A 23,664-nucleotide genomic window follows, 5' to 3' on the forward strand; every position below is an offset into this window, starting at 1 on the left:
CGCTGATCAGCTTGCACTACCATCCCGTGCGTCGCCGTATCGCGTCAGCGTCTGCCGGATGCTGCCCGGCCGGGCGGCCTCTCCCGCGTCGTTGACCAGATGCGCGATCGTGCCCTTGCCGCCGCCCAAAGAGATCGTCGTGACATTCGAGACGCACACGCCCGGCGTATCGGGCACTTCCACGGCGCTTGCGAGCACGATCGACGGATCGGCGGTGAAATTGGCATAGATCCCCATGCCGACCGCCTGATGCTGGCGGACGTGATCGGCGACCTTGTACGCGGCCCACCCGCGCGGCGAATCCGAACGCCAGGCGCGCTGGCTAGGCGGATCATACGGCAATTCGTTCTGGTAGAAAAAGGTGCGGCCGTCCTCGCCATTCCACAGCGTCTGCCAACCTTGGAAATGCTCGACGAACAGGCCATAGCAGGTGACGTGATCCCCGTTGACGACGAGGCCGTGCGTCGCCCGGCTTTCGTCCCAGCCGACGTGGACGCGGCCGCCGTCGCGATCGCCGTGGTCGGCGCGCCAGATCCAGAGATGGTCGCCGATGACATGGTGGCTGTTGATTTCCAGACAGGTCCCGGCGTTCCCCACGGCAGCCCCGCCGACGCGGAAGAAGAGATCGGCGAGCAGTGTCGGATTGTCACGATGATCGCCGTCCGCGCCGCGCGGCCCGATTTGCACCAGCACCGGCGTCGTCTGCGGTCCGGCGTCGACCAGCAGTCCGGCGATCGTCACCCCCGGCACGTCGGCGACGGTGATGGCGGCCGATCCGCCTTCGGCCAGAAGGGTCGCGAGACCGAGGCCGAGGACGATCGTATCGGCCCGCACCACCCGCAACGGTTCGCGCAGACGATACACGCCGGGCGTCAGCAGCAGATGGCGCCCGGCCGCGAGCGCGCGGTTGATGGTCGCGACCGGCGTGGTCGGATCGGCGATGAGCACGGCGTCCAGCGGCACATGGCGTCCGGCGGGCGCCTGATCCCAGGATATGCCGCGCGCATCACGGCGGAGCGCCGGGACGAAGATCGTCCATTCGCCCCCCGGCCCGACGCACAGGAACGGCTTCTCGCGTACCACCGGCACGGTCGCCACCGTCGTATAGGGTGGAGTCGGGAAGCTCGACGCGGGCGCGCCCGCAACCCCCATGAACATCATGTTCCAGTTCGATCCCTCCCAGCGCTGCATGCGGCTGTTGCGGGTGAACCATTGCTGCTGCGTACCGGAGCGGATCGTCCCGTCCACCCGGCAATCCGCCATGAAGCCGCCGCTCGACCAGCCGCCATCGTCCAGGGCGAGGTCGCCGGTCAGATGGATGCGGCGATAGGGCGCAGCCTGTGACACGGCCCAGCGATCCATATTGTCGGGTGGCCGCACCGTCAGATTTTCGACGCCGCGCCAGAAATTGACCAGCGCCATGCCCTTTGCCCAATCCGCCTCGGCATGCACATGGCCCGCCACGGTGACGTCACCTGGCGTGAGGCCCAATCCCGCCACCTGCGTGAAGAAGCCGACGTTGATGTCGAGGCGGTGATTGCCGGGTTTGAGCAGGATCGCGCGGCGCCGGTCGGTGAAATGCGCGCGCTCCTGTTCCTTGAACCAGCGGTCGATCACCGCCTGTGCACCCGGCTCGTCGCCATCGACGATCAGGACGTTCGGCCCAAGGTCGGGATCGCGGCGTCTGCCGACCGGCGCCGCGTTCGCAAGCGTGCCGAATCCGATCGCCGCCATGCCTGCGACCAGTTCCCGACGTGTCGTATTGCGCATCCTGCCCTCCCCTACATTTCGGTGCCGCATCGACAGTCTTGTCCTTTTAGCCTGGCATGCGCGCACCTCAGGCGAGACGTCCTTGCCGTCCTGTTCGTCACAGACCCTTCCTTTCAGGGACTGGGACCTTCGACAAACACGGCGCCGTCTAGATGGTCTGTTCGAAGCCGGACACCTTTGCACCAGCTTGCCGCCCTGAGTACTGGCCGGCCTCGTGCAAGTGGCCATCTTCCATGTGAAGGCACGGTCGGCGATGTGAAACACCCGCTCGTCATGCGTCGCCATGATGATGACGCAACCCTGCCGCGTCGCGAAGTCGCGCATGACTTTCATCGCCAGATTGCAAGACTCGGCGTCGAGCGATGCGGTGGGCTCGTCCGCGATAATGAGGTCCGGCAGGCGTACGAGCGCGCGGGCTATCGCTACTCGCTGCTGCTGCCCGTCGGACAGGCTGGCGGGGAAGTCGCGCCCACGATCCCCCAACCCCAAGGCCGCAAGCATGGCGTGAGCGCGCGCACGTTCGGCACCCTCCTCCGACTTGGGAAGCATGTACAAGCTAGCCTCGACATTCTCGTAGAGAATCAGCACCTTCATAAGGTTATGCTGTTGAAAAACAAATCCAATGCGGCGGCGCAAATTTAGAATGTCGTTGATGTCCGCATCACGCAGGCTTAGCCCGTTGACGGAAACTTCGCCCTCCACGAACGGACGCAGCGCGCCCAGGATCGTCAGCAGAGTGGTCTTACCCGACCCTGACGGACCGGTGACGATCAACACCTCGCCGTCCCGGGCGGTGAAACCGACGCCGATACTCCGGATTATCGCTTGATTAGCGTTGGCCAATTTCCGATTATTTACATTCACAACACCACGCGCATGCCAGAGGATCAGGGCAGCCGCTGACGGGACACCCCCTTCGACGCCGCAATGAAACGCGGCAATCGGGTGACGGTGTCAGCCACCGTTACAAACATCGGCGAGCGTGCCGGCGACGAGGTCGTACTCCTGAACGATACGAGCGAGGCAGCCGGCGTGGACGTCGATCTGGCGCAGCGCCACCGGGAGCGGGGTTAGGGCAACCAGGCGATCCTTCCAGCGGTCCGCAGATCGTCAGCATGTACCAACCGTTAGCGCTCACACGAATGTCATCAATTCTACGTCAAACTTACACAGGCGGCTCTTAACGCCCCCGCCGGACCGGCAAGGCAGCCGGGTGGGGACCAAATTCATGACTACATTTCGCAGCCTTTTGAAGGCATCGGTGGCGTTTACCCTGGTGACTGGCTCCGTCGCCGCCCAAGCGCAGACGAGCGCCGCGGCTGACCCTGCGCAGGACACGCCGCAAAATCCTGCGCAATCGACCACACAGGCGTCTGATACGGCCGCTGACGGCCAGGACATCGTCGTCAACGGCACCTATGCGCGCAGCCTGGCGGCGGGCATCGAGACCAAGCGCCGCGCCGCCTACGGTGTCGACTCGATCAGCTCGACCGATATCGGCAAGTTCCCGACCCAGAATGTCGCCGAGGCGCTGCAGCTGGTCCCCGGCGTCGCGATCACCCGCCCGCGCGGCGAGGGCCTGTATGTCAGCGTGCGTGGCCTGGGCCCGCAGTTCCAGAACACGCTGATGAACGGCCGCACCATCGCGCTGAACGACCTGATCGAGAATGGCGGCGCCGCCGGTCGGCAGTTCCGCTTCGAAATGCTGCCCGCCGAATTCACCTCCAGCATCGACGTGGTGAAGACCCCCACCGCCGACATGAGCGAGGGCGCGCTGGGCGGCAATATCGACGTCAAGACCTTCCACCCGCTGGAGGTCGGCAACAAGACGACCGTCAATATGCGCGGCACCTATACCAGCCAGACCAAGCAGGTCCGCCCCAACGTCACCGTGCTGACCAGCGCGAAGAACAATGACGGCACCTTCGGCATCCTGGCGGGCGCGCAATATTGGGGCAAGACGGTCCGCAACGACCGCTTCATGAATTTCGGGTGGCTGACCGACCGCTATACCGATGCGTCGCGCGGCGGCGCGCCTGCGGGTCTCTATTCGCCGACTCGCACCCGTCCCACCGTGGAGACCGAGGACCGCAAGCGCATCTCGGGCATCGTCTCGGCCCAGTGGCAGCCGACCGCGGAGCTGCAGACGACGCTGGACGTGGTCGCGACCCGGCTGGACGTCGCCTATGACGAGTTCGGCCTCGACATCTATCCGGACGACAACAACGTCTCGATCGGTGGCGTCAAGCAGCTGCCCACCATTCTTCAGCCCGGCTATACCGTCGTTGGCGACACGATTACCAAGGCGACGATCGCCAACGCCCGCTTCATGGCGTCGCGCGAATACAGCCTCAATCGCCATGACCTGATCACCATCGGACTGAAGCAGACCTGGAACCCGGATCGCTGGCATGTCGCCGCCAACGTCAACTGGTCGGCCGCGCACAGCTATCACCCCGACTACCGCACCGGCACCGTGCGCAGCCGTGCCTATTTCATCGCGCCGCTGACCTATGACGCCAGCGGCGGTTATCAGAACATGCCGACCTTCAGCACGCCGGTCGACGTCACCAACCCGGCCAATTACAAGCTGTACCAGTTCAACATCGCGCCCAAGGACAGCAAGGACTGGGATTTCTATTCGCGCCTCGATGTCGGCCATGATTTCGACGGCTTCCTGTCGAAGCTGCAGGCGGGCGGCGAATATCACTGGCGCAAGCGCGACTATTTCCGTCGCGATTACCTGATCGACACCGCGACCAACCAGCCGCTGACCAATCTGGGCGCGGGCGCCTATCAGCAGCTGCCCTATGACGACTTCCTGTCGGGCGTGTCGGGCAATGCCTTCCGCAACTGGCTGGTGCCGGTGACGGCGGCTTATGTCGGCAACTTCTTCACCCCGGCGATCCAGGGTCAGCCGATCACCAATGGCGATCGCCGCTCGTCCTTCGTCGTGACCGAGAAGATCGCCGCCGCCTATGTCCGCGCCGATTACCAGTTCGATGCAGGGTCGGTGCCGGTCAGCGGCAATGTCGGCGTGCGTTACGTCCACACCGACCAGGTCGCCAGCGGTACGCTGACCAGCGGCAACACGGCCACCCCGGTGAGCTACCCCAAGACGTTCAACAACGTCCTGCCCAGCTTCAACCTGCGCGCCGACCTGACCCCGAAGCTCGTCGGTCGCCTCGCCGCCAGCCGGGTCCTGACCCGTCCCAACGTCACCGACACCGCACCACGCATCACCGTGTCGACCGACGCCCCGACCGCCAGCGGCGGCAACCCGCAGCTGGTGCCCTTCCTCGCCACCCAGTTCGACGGGTCGCTGGAATGGTATTTCGCACCGTCGGGCATGCTGTCGGGCGCCGTTTTCTACAAGGCGATGGACGATTACATCACCCAGTCGAATACCGAGATCAACATTCCGGGTCGCGGCACCGTCCGCCTCTCCAGCTCGGTCAATGGCGGCAATGCCAAGGTGTACGGCGCAGAAGCCGCATACAGCCAGGTCTTCACCTTCCTGCCCGCGCCGTTCGATGGCTTCGGCGTCCAGGGGTCCTATACCCACACGGAAGTGAAGGCCGACTACACGGCGGGTTCGCGCAACATCAAGGACCAGCTGATCGGCCTGTCGAAGAACAGCTTCAACCTGGTCGGCTTCTACGACAAGGGCCCGCTGTCGGCCCGCCTCTCCTATGTCTGGCGCGACAAATATCTGTCGAGCACAGGCAGCACGGTACAGGCGCCGACCTATGTCGCGGCCTTCGGCTCGCTCGACGGCCAGCTGTCGGTGCGCGCCGCCGACAATCTGACGCTCAGCCTGGAGGGCATCAACATCGCGGGCGCGCATCAGGACACCTATAACGACAGCAAGATGCGCTTCGGCGAGATCAACTATTATGGCCGGACGATCCTGTTCGGTATTCGGGCAGAGTTCTGATGACGAAGGTCTTCCTCACCCTGGCGGCGGTCCTCGCGACCGCCGCCGCTCCGGCGCCGCGGGCGGCCCTTCGGATGAACGACATCCAGGTGGTCGGCTCGCACAACAGCTATAAGAAGCGGATCGCGCCTGCAGTCTTCGCCGCGCTCGAACAGCGCGATCCCAAGCTCGCCGCCGCGCTGGATTATGATCACCTGACCTTGGCGCAGCAGCTCGACCGGGGCGTGCGCCAGTTGGAGATCGACATCTTCGCCGACCCGCAAGGCGGCCGTTTCGCGCATCCCAAGGGCGAGGCGATCGCGAAGGCGGCGGGTGAGCAGACCGGTTTCGACGAAGCGGCGATGATGAAGCCGGGCTTCAAGGTCTTCCACATCCCGGAAGTCGACTACCGCTCCTGCGGCACGTTCAAACAGTGCATCGGCCAGATCGACGCCTGGTCGCGCGCGCACCCGCGCCACGTGCCGATCATGGTGACGATCAACGCCGCCGACCGACCGATCAACAAGCCCGGCGTCACCGACCCGCTGCCGCTGACCGCACCGTTGCTCGATGCGCTGGACGGCGAGATTCGCGACGTGCTGAAGCCCAACCGGATGATCACGCCCGATGACGTGCGCGGGAATGCGAAGACCCTGCGCGAGGCGGTGACCACCAAGGGCTGGCCGACCTTGGAAAGCGCTCGCGGGAAAATCTTCTTCGTGCTCGACACGCCCTCGGACGTGTCCGACATCTACCGCACGGGGCATCCTTCGCTGAAGGGTCGCCCGATCTTCGGCTGGTACGACACCGACCAGCCCGAGGCCTCGGTCGAGATCGTCGGCGATCCGCGCACCGATGGGGCGAAGATCAAGGAGTGGGTGAAACAGGGCTTCGTCGTCCGTACCCGCAGCGACGCCGACACCAAGGAAGCGCGCGACAACGACCACACCCGCCAGCAGGCCGCGATCGACAGCGGCGCACAGGCGGTGTCGACCGATTACTATCCCGGCGCGCCAACGCGGGGCTGGAACAATGGCTTCATCGTGACCCTGCCGGGCGGGGTGATGGAGCGGTGCAACCCGGTGACCCAGCCTGCGGGCTGCAAGCTGCCGAAGTGAGAGGGGCGCCGTGCGACTGGGAAAGATGCTCGACATGCTAGTCCGTGCGCTCGCACTGACGCTGGCGACCAGTCTGGTCGCCAGTCCCTGCTCGGCGAGGCCCCGCTACACGATGGACCGGGCCGTGATGCTGATCCGCCACGGCATCCGCGCGCCCTTGGAGGGTGAAGCCGCGGCGGCTCCCCTCGCCCGCGCACCATTTCCGCAATGGGACACGCCGGCCAGCCATCTGACCCCGCATGGCGCCGCGGCGCTGCGCATCCTGGCGCAGTTCGAAAGGGGTCGGTTGCTCCGGCAAGGCTTACTGCCGGCCGGGCGCTGTCCAGCCCCGAATGCCCTGACGATCTGGACGAACAGCCTCTCGCGGACGATCGCCAGCGGCCATGCCCTGGCCGAGGGCCTGGCGCCGGGCTGCCCCGTTGCGGTCGATCATCGCGGCGAGGGCGACACGGACCCGTTGTTCAACGCGCTGGAAGCCCGCGCCGTCCCCTTCGACGCTACCCAAGCGGCCGCCAGTATCAACGCCGAATTGCAGGATGGGACCGCCCTGATGCGCGGCACCGCCGCGGGGTTCGCCGCAATGGAGCGGGTGCTCGGCTGTGCGTCGTCGGTGCCACCCTGCACATTCGCGGCAATGCCCAACCGGATCACGCCGTCCGCCGATGGCAAGGGCATCAGCCTGTCGGGCGCGATCGATCTGACCTCCGGCACCGCGCAGGTTTTCCTGCTGCAATATGCGGAAGGCTTTCCGATGCAGCGGGTCGGCTGGGGCCGCGCATCGGCCAAGGACATTCAGGCGATGTCGCTCCTGCATGCCCGCCTCTTCGACGTCTTCGCTCGCTCGGCCTATATGGCGCCGCGTGTCGGTGGTCTGATCGCGCGAGCGATCGCTGCGGACCTGTCACAGCCCAAGGCACCTGCGGTCCGCGTCTATGTCGGTCACGACAACACGATCGCGGCCGTCACTGCGATCCTTGGCGTTCACTTTACAATGCCGGGCTATGGCGCCGACGACCCGCCCATCGGCGGCGGCCTCCTGTTCGAGCGCCTGACCGACCGTCGCACCCACAACCATGTTATCCGGCTATCGTATATTGCCCAGACACCTTCAGCGGCACGACATCTCAGCATAGCTGGACAGCGCGGTCCGATTATCGTGCGGCATCTCCCCATCGAACGGTGCGGCACGCCTTGCTCGCTGCCGCAATTTCAGAGCGTCATTGAACGCGAAACAACACTACCAAAGTAACTTCGGCAGAGCTTTCCACCTGTCCCCGCAGACCGTCAATCAGGACGGCGGCACGGCCGCGGTCGCTGCTGCAGCAGTCATGCGGAGTGAGGGGAAGTACGCCGAGGTACTCGAAGGGGGCTATGCTTGGCAGGACGTGGTGGGTCGCCAGCACGCGGCCGAAGGTGGACCGCATCGAGGCGGGCCGCACCACGCGGCAAAACGGATGGCTGTGATCCCAAACTGACGTGCCGGGGCTGCCTTCGCTCATGGCAGCGCTTGCCCGCATCATGCGGTCGCAACGACGTCAATTCTGGTTCGGCACCCACAATGCGCGCCCTCCGAAACCGCTTTGACCTCCGTCATGATCGACAACCCATGGCTACGATGCTTCCGGTGTCGGGACCACCGTAAAACTACGATGATTTACCGCTTGGAAACCACGCGAGGCCCCAATTCGCACGACGAACTGGAGACATCCCATGCATGACCCGGCAGCCAATGCGAAGCGCGTACAATTCTACGGTCTCGACGGACAGGATTATGCGAACTTCCCGCGCATCCTGTCCGTCGTGTCGAAAAGCGCGCCGAAGGCGCTCGACCTGTTCTACAAGAAGATTGCGACGACGCCGGAAGTTTCCGGCTTCTTCACATCCAAAGCCGTTATGGATCATGCGCGCGACAAGCAGTTGGACCATTGGTCGCAGCTGTTTTCGCGGGAACTTGGCGCCAGCTATTTCGAAAAAGCGGAACAGATCGGCAATGTGCACGCCCGGATAGGCTTGGCGCCGACATGGTATATCGGCGGCTACGCCATGGTGCTGGAGCAGGTGATCCATGCGGTCGTCGCCGCCTCCCCCATCGGTCGGCTGGCCGGCAAGCGTCTCAGCCGCGTGATCGGCACTCTCGTGAAATGCGCGCTACTCGACATGGATATCGCGCTCTCGAGCTATTTCCGCGCCGAGGAAGGACAGAGGCTCGCCGTGATCGCGCAAGTCGGCGAGGCGCTGGAGGGGCTGGCCAAGGGAGACTTTACCGCGTCGCTGCACGATCTGCCCGAAGCGTTCCGCAAGGTGGAACAGGATTTCGAGTTCATGCGCAGCCAGATCAGCGAAACGCTGGTGCAGGTCGCCGACACAGCGAAGAGCATTAACACTGGGTCGGTGGAAATCAGTTCTGCCTCCGACGATCTGTCAGAACGCACCGAACAGCAGGCCGCGTCGCTGGAACAGACCGCCGCCGCGATGGATCAACTGACCGGCGGCGTCCGCGAAACCGCCGAAGGCGCCGCGCACGTCAACCGATCGGTCAGCGAAGCGCATGCCGACGCGACGCAGGGTGGCGCGGTCGTCAAGGAAGCGGTGGGCGCGATGGACGACATCCAGCGTTCGGCCGCCGAGATCGCGCAGATCATCAACGTCATCGACGGCATCGCCTTCCAGACCAACCTCCTGGCGCTGAACGCAGGGGTCGAGGCGGCACGCGCGGGCGATGCGGGCAAGGGCTTTGCCGTCGTGGCCAGCGAAGTGCGCGCGCTTGCCCAGCGATCCGCGGACGCTGCCAAACATATCAAGGACCTGATCGGCGAAAGCTCGAAACAGGTCGCGCGCGGCGTGGCGCTGGTCGGCCAATCGGGTGAGGCGCTCGACCGGATCGTCGGCAAGGTGGCCGAGATCGCGACGCTGGCCGCCAATATCTCGCAGCTCGCGCAGGTTCAGTCGAACAGCCTGCAACAGGTGAATATCGCGATCGGCGAGATGGATGCGACGACGCAGCAGAATGCGGCCATGGTCGAGGAATCGACCGCCGCCGCGCGGAGCCTCGCCAGTGAAGCGGACCAACTCACCGGCCTCGTCGCGCGCTTCACGTTGGACGACGCCATGGCACCGCCCGCTCGGCCTGCGGTCGCCAAGCCCATCGCGGTGGCGGCCCCGAGGCCGCCGGTGCGCGCGGCGCGCCGTGCCAGCCGCGGCAATCTCGCGCTCGCCGTCGCGCCGGCGGACGATGACTGGAGCCAGTTCTGAACGGTGGTCGTGCCATGACGAAGCAACTCATCACCTTCGAAATCGCGGACAAGCGCCTGGGCGTCGACATCATGGCGATCCGCGAGATCCGCGCCTGGACGCCACCGACACCCATCCCGCATGCGCCCGCCTTCGTACGCGGGATCGTTAACCTGCGCGGCACCGTCCTGCCGGTCGTCGATCTGAGCGACCGGCTGGGCTGGGATGCGATCGCCCCGTCGCCGCGGCACGTCATCATCGTCATCCAGATCGGCGAGCAGATGCACGGCCTCGTCGTCGATTCGGTCAACGACATCGTGACGATCGAACCGGCCGCGCTGCAGCCGCCGCCAGACTTGGGCGGCGGTTCGTCGCGACACCTGTCCGGGCTGATCGCCGTCGACGACCGGATGGTGATGGTCCTCGACCTGCGGTGCATGGCGATCGACGGTGACGCCCTGCTCGCCGACGCGGCCTGATCGTCGTCGTCACTCCCCGCTCCCATGGGACGATCGGTGATGCGACACCTGTTGATCATCGAAGACGACGACGACCTGCGGCACGAACTGGTCGAGTTGGTCGAGGCGCTGGGCGGCCATGCCATCGGCGCGCGATCCGGCCATGAGGCATTGGTCCTGCTGGACGCAGCGTGTTCGGTAGATGTTATCCTTTGCGATCTAAGACTTAAGGCCGAGAGTGGCCTAGACGTCCTACGCATGTTGCGTCATCGTCGATCCACCAGCACGACGGAGCCGACGATGTACTTGATGACCGGTCATCTCGATCTCACCGCCGCGGCGCTAGCCGACATCGCGACGACGACGAGCGGCCTGTTCACCAAACCCCTGCGCACCGCAACGCTACGCGCGCTCGTGACGGGTCAAACCGGCAGCACCGGCGACGCCTGATGGCCGCCGGCCTGTCGTTCCCGACGCTGGCGACACGATGGCGCGCTGCGCCCGTCGTGCCGCTCGCGCTGCTCGGTGTGGCGATCGTCCTGTCGAGCCACCGCCTGGTGGCCGCGCCGGGGTTCGAGCTGATCCTCGCGCCCTTCGCCTATTTGCCGGCGTTGCGATGGTATGGCGTTCGCGTCGCGATCGCCGTCGCCATCGCGACCACGCTGCCGACCCTGGCGTGGTTCGGCCAGCCGCTGCTGATCGCCGCGGCGCTGGGCCATATCGCCGTGGCCGATCGGTTTTGCCGCGGGGATCGCGGCCTGTCGACGGTGACGGTCCTTTATAGCGTCGCCATCGCCAGCGTGGCGGCCGGGCTGCTGCTGCACAACCCCTGGGGCCTCGCAGCGGAGGCCGCGCTGATCGCGTTCCTGCGCACCGTGCTGTTCACCGTTGCGGCCGCCGCGATCACCGATGCCGCCATACTCTTCATCGCGCGCGATCCGGCAACGGGCGGCCTGATGCGTCGTCCGCTGGTGTCGCTCACCGGTGCGCTGGATGTGCTCGTGTCGCTGACGGTCGCGGGCGGCGCCATGCTGTTCCTGCTCGGCGCCATGCGATCCGTGCCGGACCAGATGCTGCGATTTGCCGATCAGGCGCGGACGGCCGCCGCGCTCGCACCGGCGGCGGACCGACCGACAGGCCAGATCCGCGCATTGCCGATGCCCGGCCATTCCGACGCCCTCCGCATGACTCATACGCCGCAGGCCGATGCGGCGTCCGCCGCGGCACTACTGGGGTGCCGCCGGATCGACGACGGGACCGCCGGTCCGATCGAGCGGCAGACGATCGGCTATTGGTTGACCACCTGCGTCGCGCAGCGCGCGCCCGACGGGCATATCGCGATCGTGTCTCCCCGCCCATTCGTACGGGCGACGATGGTCGGCGTGTTCATGGGGTTGATCCCGCTACTGGCATATCTGCTGCTCGCGGAGCTGGGGCTTGTCGCCTTTCGCCATGCGATCCGCCGGTCGGTGGCGGTATGGGAGGATGCGCTGGCGCATTTCGACCGTCATGCCCCGATCCCGCCCGTCGATGTCCCGTTCAGCGAAACGCACACGCTGTTGGACCGCTTCGTCACCATCAACAATGCCTTGCTGGCGAGCGACCACGAACGCCAGCGCCTGGCCCGCGCGGTGGACGAACTGCGGACCACCATGGGGTTCAAGGTGTTCAGCGACGTACGCTACGATGCGGCAAGCGGGACCCTGCGGTTCGTGAAGATCGATCCACAGCATGGCCGGCGCGAGATGAGCCTGCCCGTGCATCAGGCCGACCGCCCGACGCTGGCGAACCTCGACGCACACGACGATGTGATGGCGGAATTTCGCGTCGGCTCCGGCGCGGAGGCCGAATGGCACCTGCTGCTGGCGCATGACCACGACCCCATGTTCGAGCGCTGGCGGTTCGGCTGCGTCGTGCGGCTGCGCACCGCCAAGGCGTTCCAGACCGAGATGCGGCACCATGCCCGCCTGATGGAACTGGGCGGCATGGCATCGGCGCTGAGCCACGAGCTGCGGCAACCGCTGTTCACCATCGCGCTCGCCGCGGAGAACGGGCGGCTCTCCCTCACCCAGTCGGAGGACGCGTCGGGGCGCGCCGCACAGAAATTCGATCGGATCATCGAACAGGTGGACCGCGCGACAGCCATCGTCGAACGCACGTCGGGCTATGCACGGCTGGAGCGCGGCGGCAGCGAGCCGATCAGCATCATCGACGCGATCCAGAATGCCGCACGGTTCATGCGTCCCGTGCTGTCCGAACGCGACATCGCGCTGCGGATCACCGCGCCGGCGTCGCTCCCCATCCTGGAACTGCCACGCGTCGGGATCGAGCAGATCATCGTCAACGCCCTGCAGAACGCCGCCGATTCGATCGATACCGCCCGTGCCGCGGGCGACGCGGGACCCGCCCGGATCGCGATCGACCTCGCGCAGCGCGACAGGATGGTCGAGGTCGTCATCGACGATACCGGCACCGGGCTGGCCGACGCGGTGGCCGGAACGGCGTTCGATGCCTTTTCCACAACCAAGCCGATCGGCAAGGGCACGGGACTGGGGCTGTTCGTCTGCCGCCAGATCATGGACGAGGTGGGCGGCACGATCGCTTTGGCCAACAAGCCCGACGGACGCGGTGCGATGTTGACCCTCAGCTTTCCGATCGATGCGCGGAGGTAGCGCCGCCATGACCACCCCCGTCCCCCACACGCCCACCGCCCATGCTTATGTCGTGGACGACGACGCGGCGTTGCGCGCCGAGCTCGCGGACACGCTGGCGGCTGCCGGGCTTCAGGTGCGTACCTTTCCCGATGGCCGCGCCTTCCTACACGAACAGGCAATGCTGCCCGAAGGCTGCGTGGTCCTCGACGTCAATATGCCCGGATTGAGCGGTCGTGAGGTGCAGGACGAGTTGCGGCGCACCGGCAGCCACCATCAGATCGTGATGTTGACCGGCGCGGCGACCGTGCCGCTGGCCGTCGAGGCACTGCATGCGGGGGCGGCCGACTTCATCGAAAAGCCGATGCGCCCCGCCACGTTGCGCCAAGCCGTGATGCGCGCGCTGGAACGGTTGCGGCAGGACCAGCGCGCACGCGGCCGGACGGCCGCCGCGCAGCGCTGCCTGGAACGCCTGTCCGATCGTGAGCGCGACGTGCTGGCGGGGCTGGTGCTGGGGTTGGCGAACAAGATCATCGCCTACCGCCTGGGCCTGTCGACCCGCACAGTCGAAACCTATCGCGCGCATCTGATGGACAAGCTGGACGTGTCCAGCCTGTCGGACGCGGTGCGCCTGGCGCTTGAGGCGGGGCTGGAGCCCAAGGGCGCGATCATGCGCGCCGACGGGCCGGGCTGAGGCGCCCGTCAGGCCGCGATCGGATAGTCGCGCGTGAACGCGGCGGCATGCTGCTCGCTCAGCGCCGGGGCGATCAGGAATCCCTGGATGCTGTCGCAGTGCAGCCCGCGCAGCAGCGTTTCCTGCTCGCTCGCCTCCACGCCCTCCGCCACGACGCGCAGCCCTAGCCGATGCGCCAGATCGATCACACTTTCGACGATGACGCGATCCTTGCCCCCGGCACAGATCGATTCGATGAAGCTGCGGTCGATCTTCACATGGTCGATCGGCAGCTGCCGCAGATGGGTGAGCGAGGCGAAGCCCGTGCCGAAATCGTCGAACGCGATATGCACGCCGCGGTCGTGCAGGCGATCGATCGACGGCCAGACCGTCCGCGCACCGCGATCGAGCAACATTCCCTCTGTGATCTCGACGCACAATTGGTCGCCGCGGATGCGCCCCGTATCGATCGCCTGGATGATGCGATCGACGAACTTCGACGAGCGGAAATCCCCCAGCGTCGCGTTGATCGCGATCGACTGGAACGGCACGCCCTGCGCGTTCCACCGGTCGATCTGGCTGAGCACCTCGGTCAGCACGAAGGCACCGATATCGGCGGCGGTCCGTTCGTCGTCGAACACGTTGGCAAAGACGGCCGGCGTCATCACGGAACCGTCCCGCACCTTCCAGCGCAATAGCGCCTCGAAGGCCATCGGGCGCGCGGCCTGAAGGTCGACGATCGGCTGATATTGCACGAACAATTCGTCCTCCGCCAAGGCGCGCTGGATGGCGGAGCGGATGTCGGCACGCCATTCCGCCTCACGCCGGTAGCGCCCCTCGAACACCCGGGCGCAGCCGCGGCCCGATTGCTTGGCCGCGTACAGCGCCATATCCGCACATTTCAGCAGGTCGCGGTGGTCGCTGCCGTCGTCGGGAAAGACCGCAGCGCCGATGCTCGCCTGGATGCGCCAGCCGAAGGCATTGGCCTCCGTATGGTCGCCCACCACGCCGACCAGGGTCGCCAGCTTGTCGTTCAATCGGGCGAGGTCGCCGTCGAAGTGCAGGATCAGCGCGAATTCGTCGCCGCCGAGGCGACCGATGACCTCGTCCGCTCCGATCGCCGACTGCAAGGCGCGCGCGACGCAGGTCAACAGGCGATCGCCGGCGTCATGGCCCGCGCTGTCGTTGACGTCCTTGAAATGATCGAGGTCGAGAATGGCCGTGGCGAAGGGCTCGCATCGGTTGGTCGCGGCGGCCAGCACGTCCATGAAGTTGCGGCGATTTGGCAGATCGGTGAGCGGATCGATGTTGGCGAGCCGCCACAGCCGCTGCTCGGCCTCCTTCTGGGGCGTGACGTCGAAGCGGATCGCGGTATAGCCCGACCCGTCGTGGTGTGGCACGATCGTCGTATCGACCCAATAGAGCTTCCCGCTCTTGGCGCGATTGCAGATGACATCGTGCCAGATTTCGCCGCCGGAAATGGTGCGGTACAGATGGCGGAAGAAGTCGCGATCGTGGACGCCCGAATGGACGATGCGATGCGTCGACCCGATCAGCTCGGCTTCCGAATAGCCGCTCAGCTCGCAGAATTTGTGGTTGACCGACGTGATCCGGCCGGCACGATCGGTGACGGCGACGATCGCCGCCGCATCGAGTGCCTCGCGCTGAAATGTGGCGAGGTTGGTCAGCTCGGTCAGCCGCCCTTCCTGCGTTCGCGCCCGATGCTCCAGCGATGCGATCTCGCGATCGAGCTCCAGCGCGACCTGCCCGAGCACGTCGGCCGCGCCGCTGTCCGTCCGATGAATTGGGTTGTAGATCGACATGCTACCATCCCGCTGATGTGACGACACAGGACTTCGGCCGACGCGGTTACCGAAACCTAAATTTGCGTAGTTTTACGGTAGTTGCGGTACGCGCGACGCGTTCGGCCGGCGGGCCCGCAGTGACCGCGGAAAGCCTGATCCATGGCGTGCTCACGCGCGTTTCGTCCGTCCGATCGACAGGCAGGGGTGGATCGTCTTAGGATCGGCGCTTCACCGGGACAGGGGGCCGACCTGCACGTTCTCGATACGCGCCGCGCGCTGCTTCGCACCGCGATGCTGGTACCGATGGGGGTATGGAGCGCTGCACAGGCACGTGCCGACGGTACGACGCGGGACGACGGCATCGGCCGCGGCATTTCGCTCGACCTCGCGCGACGTCGGGCAAAGCAGCTGTCCAGCGTCCGTTACGACCTGTCGCTCGATCTGACGGCAAAGGACACGGCGGCGGGCTCGGCCGTCATTCGCTTCGATCGCATGGGCAACAGCGGCGATCTGGTCCTCGACTTTCGCGGTCCGACGCTCGGCGATCTGATCGTCAACGGCCGTCCACTGTCCAGGGCCGAGCGGGTCGACGGCCACCTCATCCTGCCCGCGGCGCTGCTGAAGACGGGCGCCAACGTCGTCTCCGCCCGCTTCGTGACGCCGATCGCCGCGTCGGGGGCGTCGATCATCCGCTATCATGACGACAAGGACGGCCAGACCTATCTCTACACCCTGCTCGTCCCCTCCGACGCCAATCTGCTGTTCCCCTGCTTCGACCAGCCCGATCTGAAAGCGCGGTTCCGCTGGACGCTGACCGCGCCGAGCGGTTGGACGGTGATCGCCAACGGCCCGCTCGATGCCCAACAGCCGGTGACCGGCGGCACGCGCTGGCGCTTCGCCGAAACCGAGCCGATTTCCACCTATCTCGCCGCCTTCGCCGCGGGCCCCTGGACGCGCTGGACCTCCGCGCCGGCGGGGGAGCGACCGATCAGCCTGTACGCGCGCGCCTCGCGCCGCGCCGAGGTCGATGCCGAGGTGCAGATCGCGACCAATCGCGCCGCCGTGCGCTGGCTCAGCGACTGGTTCGGTGTCCCCTTCCCCTTCGCTAAACTCGACCTGCTGCTCGCGCCCGCCTTTCCGTTCGGCGGCATGGAGCATGTTGGCGCGGTCTTCTACAACGAGGATCGCTTCATCTTCCGCGAACCGCCGACGCTGCCGCAACGCCTCGGCCGCGACGCCACCATCTATCACGAGATCAGCCATCAATGGTTCGGTGACTTCGTCACGATGCGCTGGTTCGACGATTTGTGGCTGAAGGAGGGGTTCGCCACCTACATGGCCGCGCGCATTCAGGCCGAGTTGCAGCCCGACAGCAACGCCTGGACCACCTTCCTCCTGTCGACCAAGACACCCGCCTATCGCGCCGATGCGACCAGCGGCACGCAGGCGCTGTGGCAGCCGCTCGACAACCTCGATGCCGCCAAGAGCAATTACGGCCCGATCGTCTACAACAAAGCGCCGGCGGTCATCAAACAGCTCGCCTTCCTGGTCGGTGAGGCGGGGTTCCGCCGCGGCCTCCACCGCTTCCTGGCCGACCATGCCTATGGCAACGCCACCTGGCAGGACCTGCTCGGCACGGTCGGCGCCGCGTCGGGCGTCGACCTGACCGCCTTCGGCAGCCAATATATGCTGCGCGCCGGCCTGCCCCGCATCGACACGCAGATGAAGGCGGACGGCGACAGGGTCGGGTCGCTGACGCTCGTCCAGCGGCCGGCGCGGTCGCTGCCCGGCGATCGCGGGGGCGCATGGCCGATGAAAGTGCGCGTGCGGCTGGGCTATACGACCCGTGCCGACGTGGTGCTCGACGCGGCTTTCGACGGGACGCGCGCGATCGTCTCAGGAGCCGCTGGGCTGCCGATACCGGACTATGTCTGGCCGAACGACGACGATCAGGGATACGGCCTGTTCCTGCCCGACGATCGCACGATCGCCTGGATCATCGGGCACGTCGGGACGGTGCGGGACCCGCTGTTGCGCGCCATGCTGTGGAGCGCGGTGTGGGACACGGTCCGCGACGTCCGCTTCTCGCCGGCACGCTACATCGCGATGCTGCTCGAACACCTGCCCGGCGAAACCGACGAACAGATTTCGCGGACCATCCTGTCGCGCGGCGCCGCCGCTCTCGATGTCTATCTGCCCGATGACATCTCCGCGCCGCTGCGGCCCGCTGGGAACAGGCGCTGCTCGCGCGTATCGACGATACCAGGCTCGGCTACGGCCTGCGGAAGGATGCCCTCGATCGCCTGATCGCGACCGCGCGGACGCCGCTGGCGATCGATCGCCTGCGCGATTTGCTCGCCGGGCGCGCGACATTGGTCGGCATCGCGATCCGCCAGCCGACGCGCTGGGCGATCGTCCGCCGCCTGATCGCCATCGGCGCGCCCGACGCCGCGACGCTCTACACAGCCGAGCAACAGCTCGACCGATCGAGCGAGGCGGTAAAGGACGCCTTCGTCGCCCATGCCGCGACACCCGACCGCGCGGTCAAGGCAGCCTATTTCACGCGCTATTTCGACGATGCGACCTTGAACGAGGCGTGGGCGAGCGAAAGTCTCGGCGCCTTCAACACGATCGAGCAGGCGCCCCTCACCCTCCCCTTCCTCCGCCCGGCGCTCGACCGGCTGGAGTGGATCCGCCAGAACCGCCGCATCTTCTTCCTGCCCGCGTGGATCGATGCCTTCATCGGCGGACAGCGCGATGCCGCGGCGCTCGATGTCGTCGATCGGTTTCTGGAAGCGCACCCGGCACTCCCTCTCGATGTGCGCCGCAAGGTGCTGACCGCGCGCGACGAACTGGCCCTGACCGTGCGGATCAGATCGGCGAGGTTTTAAATAGCAGCCCGTACCATATCGGCAGCAGACGGACCGAATAGGCGGTCCGTATTGATCGCCCGCGCCCACCATCGCCGCAGTCCCGCGACCGACCTGAAATCGTATTGATCCAGATCATCCCCGTACCCGACCGGCCCGACGGCTCGTTTGCAGTGTCAAAGTACGAGGAGCCATCATGACCGAGACCACGCCAAACGCCCCCTATTCGGGCGGCGAGACCCATCAGATCACCGACGATGCGCATCCGGTACTGACCACCAATCACGGCACGCCGATCGCCGACAATCAGAACCAGCTGAAGGCGGGTGCGCGTGGCCCGGTGCTGCTGGAAGACGAAATCTACCGCGAGAAGATCAACCATTTCGACCACGAGCGCATCCCCGAGCGCATCGTGCATGCGCGCGGGAGCGCGGCTCATGGCTATTTCGAATGCACCGACAGCCTCGCCGACATCACCGTCGCCGACCTGTTCCAGAAGAAGGGCCAGCGGACCGAGGTGTTTACGCGCTTCTCGACCGTCGCGGGCGGTGCGGGATCGATCGACACGCCGCGCGACGTGCGCGGCTTCGCGGTCAAATTCTATACCCGGCAGGGAAATTGGGACCTCGTCGGCAACAACATCCCCGTCTTCTTCATTCAGGACGCGATCAAATTCCCCGACCTGATCCATGCCGCCAAGATGGAGGCGGATCGCGGTTATCCGCAGGCGGCGACCGCGCACGACACCTTCTGGGACTTCATCAGCCTGATGCCCGAATCAACCCATATGGTCATGTGGGCGATGTCGGACCGCACGCTGCCGCGCACCTTCGCGAACATGGAGGGGTTCGGCGTCCACACCTTCCGCTTCATCAACAAGGAAGGGAAGTCGACCTTCGTCAAATTCCACTGGAAGCCGAAAGCGGGCCTCGCCTCGACGATCTGGGACGAGACGGTGAAGATCGCGGGCGCCGACCCCGATTTCCAGCGCCGCGACCTGTTCGAGCGGATCGATCGCGGCGACTTCCCGGAATGGGAGCTGGGCGTGCAGCTGTTCGACGAGGACTTCGCCAACAGCCAGCCCTATGACGTGCTCGACGCGACGAAGATCATTCCCGAAGAGGTGCTGCCGGTCCGCATCGTCGGGCGGATGGTGCTCGACCGCTATCCCGACAATTTCTTTGCTGAAACCGAGCAGGCCGCGTTCGTGCCGAGCCATGTCGTGCCCGGCATCGGGTTTTCGAACGATCCGCTGCTGCAGGGGCGCCTGTTCAGCTACACCGACACGCAGCTGTCGCGACTGGGCTCGGTCAATTTCCACCAGCTGCCGATCAACAGTGCGAAGGGGCGCGCCGCCGCGGCGGGCTGCCCGTTCATGAACCAGCAGCGCGACGGGCACATGCAGATGGCGGTGCCCAAGGGCCGCGCCAATTACGAGCCCAACAGCCTCGCACGGGCGGGCGAGGAAGCCGGTGCGCGCGAGGACCCGGATGGCGGTTACAAGACCTTCCCGTCCGAAGAACAGGGCCAGAAGCTGCGCATCCGCCCGGAGAGCTTCGCCGATCATTACAGCCAAGCGCGCATGTTCTTCCGGTCGATGGACCTGGCCGAACAGGCGCACATCGCCTCTGCCCTGGTGTTCGAGCTGAGCAAGGTCAGCCTGGAGCATATCCGCATCGCGATGATGGCCAATCTGCGCAACGTTGACGAGGATCTGGCGCAACGCGTCGCCGATGGCCTCGCCATGGACCTGCCGCCCGCGTCGAAGACCGCAGCGCCGGTGCTCGACATGGCCCCCTCGCCCGCGCTGCGGATCATCCGTGGTCCGCTCGAAAAGCACACTCTGGAGGGGCGCACGGTCGGCATCCTGATCGCCGACGGCACCGACGCCGGCGGGCTGAAGGCGGTGCAGGATGCGGTGAAGGCCGCCGGTGGCACGGCGATGACGATCGCGCCCAAGGTCGGCAAGGTCCCGCTATCCAATGGCAGCACGATCGCCGCCGACGCGCAGCTGTTCGGCCAGCCGTCGGTGACGGTCGATGCCTGTGCGGTCATACTGTCGGAGGCGGCTTGTGCCAAACTCGTCAAGGAGGGCGCTGCGGTCCAATGGGTGATGGACGCCTTCGGCCATCTGAAAGCGATCGGGCACAATGCCGCAGCCAAGCCCCTGCTCGATAAGGCCGGCGTCGAGCCCGACGAGGGGATCACCGATCTGCCTGGGTTCGTCGAGGCGGCCAAGAAGCGCTATTGGGACCGGGAGGCCAGCGTTCGCACTCTAGCCTGAGCGTAAGCGTGGCTGGCCCCGGCGTGCGGCCAGCCACGATCCGCCCTTAGGCAGGCAGGCAGCGCTGCCGATGGGCGGCTGCCGGATGTCTGCCGGCGCGCAAACCTGACGCCAGCGTGCCGGCGCCCAGAAACCAACATGGATCACAAACATTGTAAGCGGCACAACCATTTGGGACTGCCGCGGATGATTCAGGACTATACGCGGCGAAACCGGCGTCCCTCCGCATGCTGACCGGGTTGATCGAGCGCCTGCGTGCCCCGACCGCCGATCCGGCACATGTGCGCAAGGACGGCTATCTCCCGCTCGCCGGCTATGGCGCGCTTGGCGACGGGCGGTCGGTGGTGCTGTCCGGGTGCGACGGGTCGATCGACTGGTGGTGCGTGCCGAACCTCGATTCCCCGCCTTTGTTCGACCGCCTGCTCGACGCGGATCGCGGCGGCCGGTTCAGCCTGACGCCGGACGGGCCGTTTACGATCGACCGCCGCTACCGCGACGACAGCAACGTCCTCGAAACCGTGTTCACGACGGCCACGGGAAAAGCCCGCCTGACCGAATCGCTCAACAGCGGCACTGCGGGGCGGCTGCCCTGGGCGGAACTGGCCCGGCGGATCGAAGGGCTGGAAGGGGAAGTCCGGTTTGTGCTGACGATGCGTCCGGGACGGCGCGGCGATACGGTCAATCCCTATCATTCGACGATCGGCGAACACACCGTCTTCCATGTCGAGCGTGTGCTCGGCCTGTTCATCCATGATGACGCGGTCGAATGCCGCTGGTCCGACGAAGGCATCACCGGTTCGGTGACGGTCGCAGCCGGCGAACGGCGCACCGTGGCGATCGTCGCGGGACGCGACGAGCCGCTGGTCGTGCCGCCGATTGCGGAAATCGACGCCCGCATCGACACGTCGGATACCGAATGGCGCGACTGGGCCGCCGGCGTCACCTATCGCGGCGCCGATCGCCCCGCCTTCCTGCGCAGTGCGCTCGCGTTGAAGCTGCTGCTCTACTCGCCGTCGGGCGCGATTGCCGCTGCCGCGACGACGTCGCTGCCCGAGGGGATCGGGGGTGAGAAGAATTACGACTATCGCTACGCCTGGGTGCGCGACGCCGGCTATACGATCAAGGCGTTCCTGACCGCGGGCGCGCAGGCGGAGGCGAAGGCCGCGTTCACCTGGCTGCTCAACCAGCTGCGCGAGACGGGAACGCGCGTCTGCTACACGCTCGGTGGCGGCGTGGTGCCGAACGTGTCCGAATGGGCGATGCCCGGCTATCGCGACAGCCAGCCCGTCGTCACCGGCAATCTGGCAACCGATCAGGCGCAGCACGGCGTCTATGGCGATATCTTCGAAACCGCCTCCTGCTTCGTCGCCTGCGGCAACATCCTCGACAGCGCCAGCGCCGAATTCTTCTCGCACCTCGCCGATCAATGCGCGGATCGCTGGCGCTTGCCGGATGCGGGCATGTGGGAATTGCAGGACGAACGGCATTATACGATGTCGAAGATCAGTTGCTGGCAGGCGCTCGCCCGCGCGGTCGAACTTGCCGATCAGGGCCAGCTGCCCACCACCTGCCGCGAACGCTGGCAGCGCGAACGCGACCGGATCAAGGACTGGATCGAGGCGGAATGCTGGTCGGACGTGCGCCAGGCGTTCGTCATGTACCCGGGTGCCGACGCGATCGATGCGTCGCTGGCGCTCGCGGTTCGCTTCGGCTTCGATGGGAAGGAACGGCTGCGCCTGACGCTCGACGCGATCGACCGTGAACTGGGCGCCGGCCCCTTCCACTATCGCTACACCGGCATGCCGCGGGAAGAGGGCTGTTTCCTGGCCTGTTCGTTCTGGATGGTGGAGGCGCGCGCCTTGCTCGGCCAGCGCGATCAGGCGCGCGCGATGCTCGACGAGCTGACCGCCGCTTTGTCACACGGCCACGGCATCCTGGCCGAGATGGTCGACCCCGACACCGGCGCCTTCCTCGGCAACCTGCCCCAGGGCCTCAGCCACCTCGCGCATCTGATGGCGCTGTCCGTCCTTAACGACGAAGCCGCCTGCGACTGAGCAGGCGGCCTCCCGGCCACACCTCAGCCGGCGATCGTGAACACCGATCCGGAGTCGACGCGGATGCCGGCGCCGTTGATGAAGCTGGCGCGCTCCGAACACAGGAAGGCGACGGCCGCGGCGACTTCCTCGGGCTTGCCACGCCGCTTCAGCACCATGCCGGGGCGCTCTTCCTCCAGGAAGCTGGCGATCGCCTCGTCGAACGACACGCCCTTTTCCTCGGCGCGCTTGCGCATCATCTTGTCGGTCATCGGCGTCGCGATGAAGGCGGGCGACACGGTGTTCACCAGCACGTTGTCGCAGCCATAGGCCTTGGACAATCCCTTCGCGAGGCTGAGGATCCCGGCCTTGGATGCGCAATAGGCGAGCTCGTCGATATAGGGCTGCACCGCATCCTCCGACGCGAACAGCACGATGCGGCCCCAGCCCTTCGTGCGCATCGCCGGGATGGCCTCACGGCACATGCGCACCGCACCCATCAGGTTGATGTCTAGCGTCTCCAGCCAGCCCGCATCGTCCACCTCCAGGAAATCCCCGGTCGCACCGGTGACGCCCGCGGCGTTGACGTAGATGTCGGGGTCGCCCAGCTTTTCGCGCACCTGCCGCCAGATCGCCGTCACCTCGTCCACCTTGGTCACGTCGCCCGTCACCGCGACGATCTCGCCGAGCGGGGACAACTCGCGCACCGCATCATTCAGCGTGCCGCCCGGCTTGTCGGTGACCGCGACGCGTACGCCCGCTTCGAGCAGCAGCCGGGCGGTTTCCTTGCCCATACCCGAATCCGCGCCGCTGATCAGTGCGATCCGTCCCGTGATACCCAGATCCATAGTCTTC

At 66.2% G+C, this 23,664-nt stretch carries 15 protein-coding genes; 12 read left to right on the plus strand and 3 right to left on the minus strand.

Annotation, left to right across the window (positions count from 1 at the left end):
• Nucleotides 1-6 precede the first annotated feature (6 nt).
• Complete coding sequence (locus SPHME3_RS0115100; protein ID WP_257785351.1) at nucleotides 7-2,634, minus strand: ATP-binding cassette domain-containing protein; 2,628 nt, start codon at nucleotides 2,632-2,634, stop codon at nucleotides 7-9.
• A gap of 364 nt (nucleotides 2,635-2,998) precedes the next feature.
• Between SPHME3_RS0115100 and SPHME3_RS0115110 the strand changes: the two genes are divergently transcribed.
• From SPHME3_RS0115110 to SPHME3_RS0115145, 8 genes are all read left to right on the plus strand, one after another.
• Nucleotides 2,999-5,707, plus strand: a complete 2,709-nt coding sequence (locus tag SPHME3_RS0115110; RefSeq protein WP_029720902.1) for a TonB-dependent receptor — start codon at nucleotides 2,999-3,001, stop codon at nucleotides 5,705-5,707.
• Nucleotides 5,707-6,804 carry a phosphatidylinositol-specific phospholipase C1-like protein gene (locus SPHME3_RS0115115; protein WP_017978474.1) on the plus strand — a complete coding sequence of 366 codons (1,098 nt, stop codon included), beginning with the start codon at nucleotides 5,707-5,709 and terminating at the stop codon, nucleotides 6,802-6,804. The genes SPHME3_RS0115110 and SPHME3_RS0115115 overlap by 1 nt, the downstream gene beginning before the upstream one ends.
• A gap of 34 nt (nucleotides 6,805-6,838) precedes the next feature.
• Entirely contained in the window at nucleotides 6,839-8,053 is a 1,215-nt protein-coding gene (locus tag SPHME3_RS0115120; protein ID WP_020486462.1) for a histidine-type phosphatase, read from the plus strand.
• A gap of 461 nt (nucleotides 8,054-8,514) precedes the next feature.
• Nucleotides 8,515-10,056, plus strand: a complete 1,542-nt coding sequence (locus SPHME3_RS0115125) for a globin-coupled sensor protein (protein WP_017978472.1) — start codon at nucleotides 8,515-8,517, stop codon at nucleotides 10,054-10,056.
• Nucleotides 10,057-10,070: 14 nt separating this feature from the next.
• Nucleotides 10,071-10,514, plus strand: a complete 444-nt coding sequence (locus tag SPHME3_RS0115130) for a chemotaxis protein CheW (RefSeq protein WP_017978471.1) — start codon at nucleotides 10,071-10,073, stop codon at nucleotides 10,512-10,514.
• Nucleotides 10,515-10,553: 39 nt separating this feature from the next.
• Complete coding sequence (locus SPHME3_RS20480; RefSeq protein ID WP_017978470.1) at nucleotides 10,554-10,943, plus strand: response regulator; 390 nt, start codon at nucleotides 10,554-10,556, stop codon at nucleotides 10,941-10,943.
• A complete protein-coding gene (locus tag SPHME3_RS0115140; protein WP_017978469.1) occupies nucleotides 10,943-13,165 on the plus strand; it encodes a sensor histidine kinase in 2,223 nt (740 codons plus the stop codon). Before SPHME3_RS20480 ends, SPHME3_RS0115140 begins: the two co-directional genes overlap by 1 nt.
• A gap of 7 nt (nucleotides 13,166-13,172) precedes the next feature.
• The gene (locus tag SPHME3_RS0115145; protein ID WP_018251021.1) at nucleotides 13,173-13,838 is read left to right on the plus strand and encodes a response regulator transcription factor; all 666 of its coding nucleotides are present in this window, start codon (nucleotides 13,173-13,175) and stop codon (nucleotides 13,836-13,838) included.
• Between the two features lie 8 nt (nucleotides 13,839-13,846).
• On the opposite strand, the gene SPHME3_RS0115150 is transcribed toward SPHME3_RS0115145, so the two are convergent.
• Nucleotides 13,847-15,640: a putative bifunctional diguanylate cyclase/phosphodiesterase gene (locus SPHME3_RS0115150; RefSeq protein WP_017978467.1), complete on the minus strand. Its 1,794-nt coding sequence runs from the start codon at nucleotides 15,638-15,640 to the stop codon at nucleotides 13,847-13,849.
• A gap of 186 nt (nucleotides 15,641-15,826) precedes the next feature.
• Between SPHME3_RS0115150 and SPHME3_RS0115155 the strand changes: the two genes are divergently transcribed.
• The 4 genes from SPHME3_RS0115155 (at nucleotide 15,827) to SPHME3_RS0115170 (ending at nucleotide 22,830) form a co-directional block, all read left to right on the plus strand.
• Nucleotides 15,827-17,929, plus strand: coding sequence for a M1 family metallopeptidase (locus SPHME3_RS0115155; RefSeq protein WP_020486458.1), 2,103 nt, complete (start codon nucleotides 15,827-15,829; stop codon nucleotides 17,927-17,929).
• On the plus strand, nucleotides 17,929-18,513 hold the full coding sequence (locus tag SPHME3_RS0115160; protein ID WP_330981723.1) for an ERAP1-like C-terminal domain-containing protein: 585 nt from the start codon (nucleotides 17,929-17,931) through the stop codon (nucleotides 18,511-18,513). The genes SPHME3_RS0115155 and SPHME3_RS0115160 overlap by 1 nt, the downstream gene beginning before the upstream one ends.
• 175 nt (nucleotides 18,514-18,688) lie before the next feature.
• The gene (locus SPHME3_RS0115165; RefSeq protein WP_017978464.1) at nucleotides 18,689-20,776 is read left to right on the plus strand and encodes a catalase; all 2,088 of its coding nucleotides are present in this window, start codon (nucleotides 18,689-18,691) and stop codon (nucleotides 20,774-20,776) included.
• Nucleotides 20,777-21,003: 227 nt separating this feature from the next.
• Nucleotides 21,004-22,830 (plus strand): glycoside hydrolase family 15 protein, encoded by a 1,827-nt coding sequence (locus tag SPHME3_RS0115170; RefSeq protein WP_017978463.1) that lies wholly within the window; start codon nucleotides 21,004-21,006, stop codon nucleotides 22,828-22,830.
• 23 nt (nucleotides 22,831-22,853) lie between these two features.
• Here SPHME3_RS0115170 and SPHME3_RS0115175 read toward each other — a convergent pair whose 3' ends face one another.
• Nucleotides 22,854-23,657, minus strand: a complete 804-nt coding sequence (locus tag SPHME3_RS0115175; protein ID WP_017978462.1) for an SDR family NAD(P)-dependent oxidoreductase — start codon at nucleotides 23,655-23,657, stop codon at nucleotides 22,854-22,856.
• Between the last annotated feature and the right edge of the window lie 7 nt (nucleotides 23,658-23,664).

It is taken from the genome of Sphingomonas melonis DAPP-PG 224 (genome assembly GCF_000379045.1).
Classification (GTDB): Bacteria; Pseudomonadota; Alphaproteobacteria; order Sphingomonadales; family Sphingomonadaceae; genus Sphingomonas; species Sphingomonas aquatilis.

What these genes read in the sequence shown, in the direction of transcription:
- SPHME3_RS0115150 (WP_017978467.1), bottom strand. Translation starts at nt 15,640, where the DNA reads ATGTCGATCTACAACCCAATTCATCGGACGGACAGCGGCGCGGCCGAC.
- SPHME3_RS0115110 (WP_029720902.1), top strand. Translation starts at nt 2,999, where the DNA reads ATGACTACATTTCGCAGCCTTTTGAAGGCATCGGTGGCGTTTACCCTG.
- SPHME3_RS0115170 (WP_017978463.1), top strand. Translation starts at nt 21,004, where the DNA reads ATGCTGACCGGGTTGATCGAGCGCCTGCGTGCCCCGACCGCCGATCCG.
- SPHME3_RS0115175 (WP_017978462.1), bottom strand. Translation starts at nt 23,657, where the DNA reads ATGGATCTGGGTATCACGGGACGGATCGCACTGATCAGCGGCGCGGAT.
- SPHME3_RS0115130 (WP_017978471.1), top strand. Translation starts at nt 10,071, where the DNA reads ATGACGAAGCAACTCATCACCTTCGAAATCGCGGACAAGCGCCTGGGC.
- SPHME3_RS0115165 (WP_017978464.1), top strand. Translation starts at nt 18,689, where the DNA reads ATGACCGAGACCACGCCAAACGCCCCCTATTCGGGCGGCGAGACCCAT.
- SPHME3_RS0115140 (WP_017978469.1), top strand. Translation starts at nt 10,943, where the DNA reads ATGGCCGCCGGCCTGTCGTTCCCGACGCTGGCGACACGATGGCGCGCT.
- SPHME3_RS20480 (WP_017978470.1), top strand. Translation starts at nt 10,554, where the DNA reads ATGCGACACCTGTTGATCATCGAAGACGACGACGACCTGCGGCACGAA.
- SPHME3_RS0115120 (WP_020486462.1), top strand. Translation starts at nt 6,839, where the DNA reads ATGCTAGTCCGTGCGCTCGCACTGACGCTGGCGACCAGTCTGGTCGCC.
- SPHME3_RS0115125 (WP_017978472.1), top strand. Translation starts at nt 8,515, where the DNA reads ATGCATGACCCGGCAGCCAATGCGAAGCGCGTACAATTCTACGGTCTC.
- SPHME3_RS0115115 (WP_017978474.1), top strand. Translation starts at nt 5,707, where the DNA reads ATGACGAAGGTCTTCCTCACCCTGGCGGCGGTCCTCGCGACCGCCGCC.
- SPHME3_RS0115145 (WP_018251021.1), top strand. Translation starts at nt 13,173, where the DNA reads ATGACCACCCCCGTCCCCCACACGCCCACCGCCCATGCTTATGTCGTG.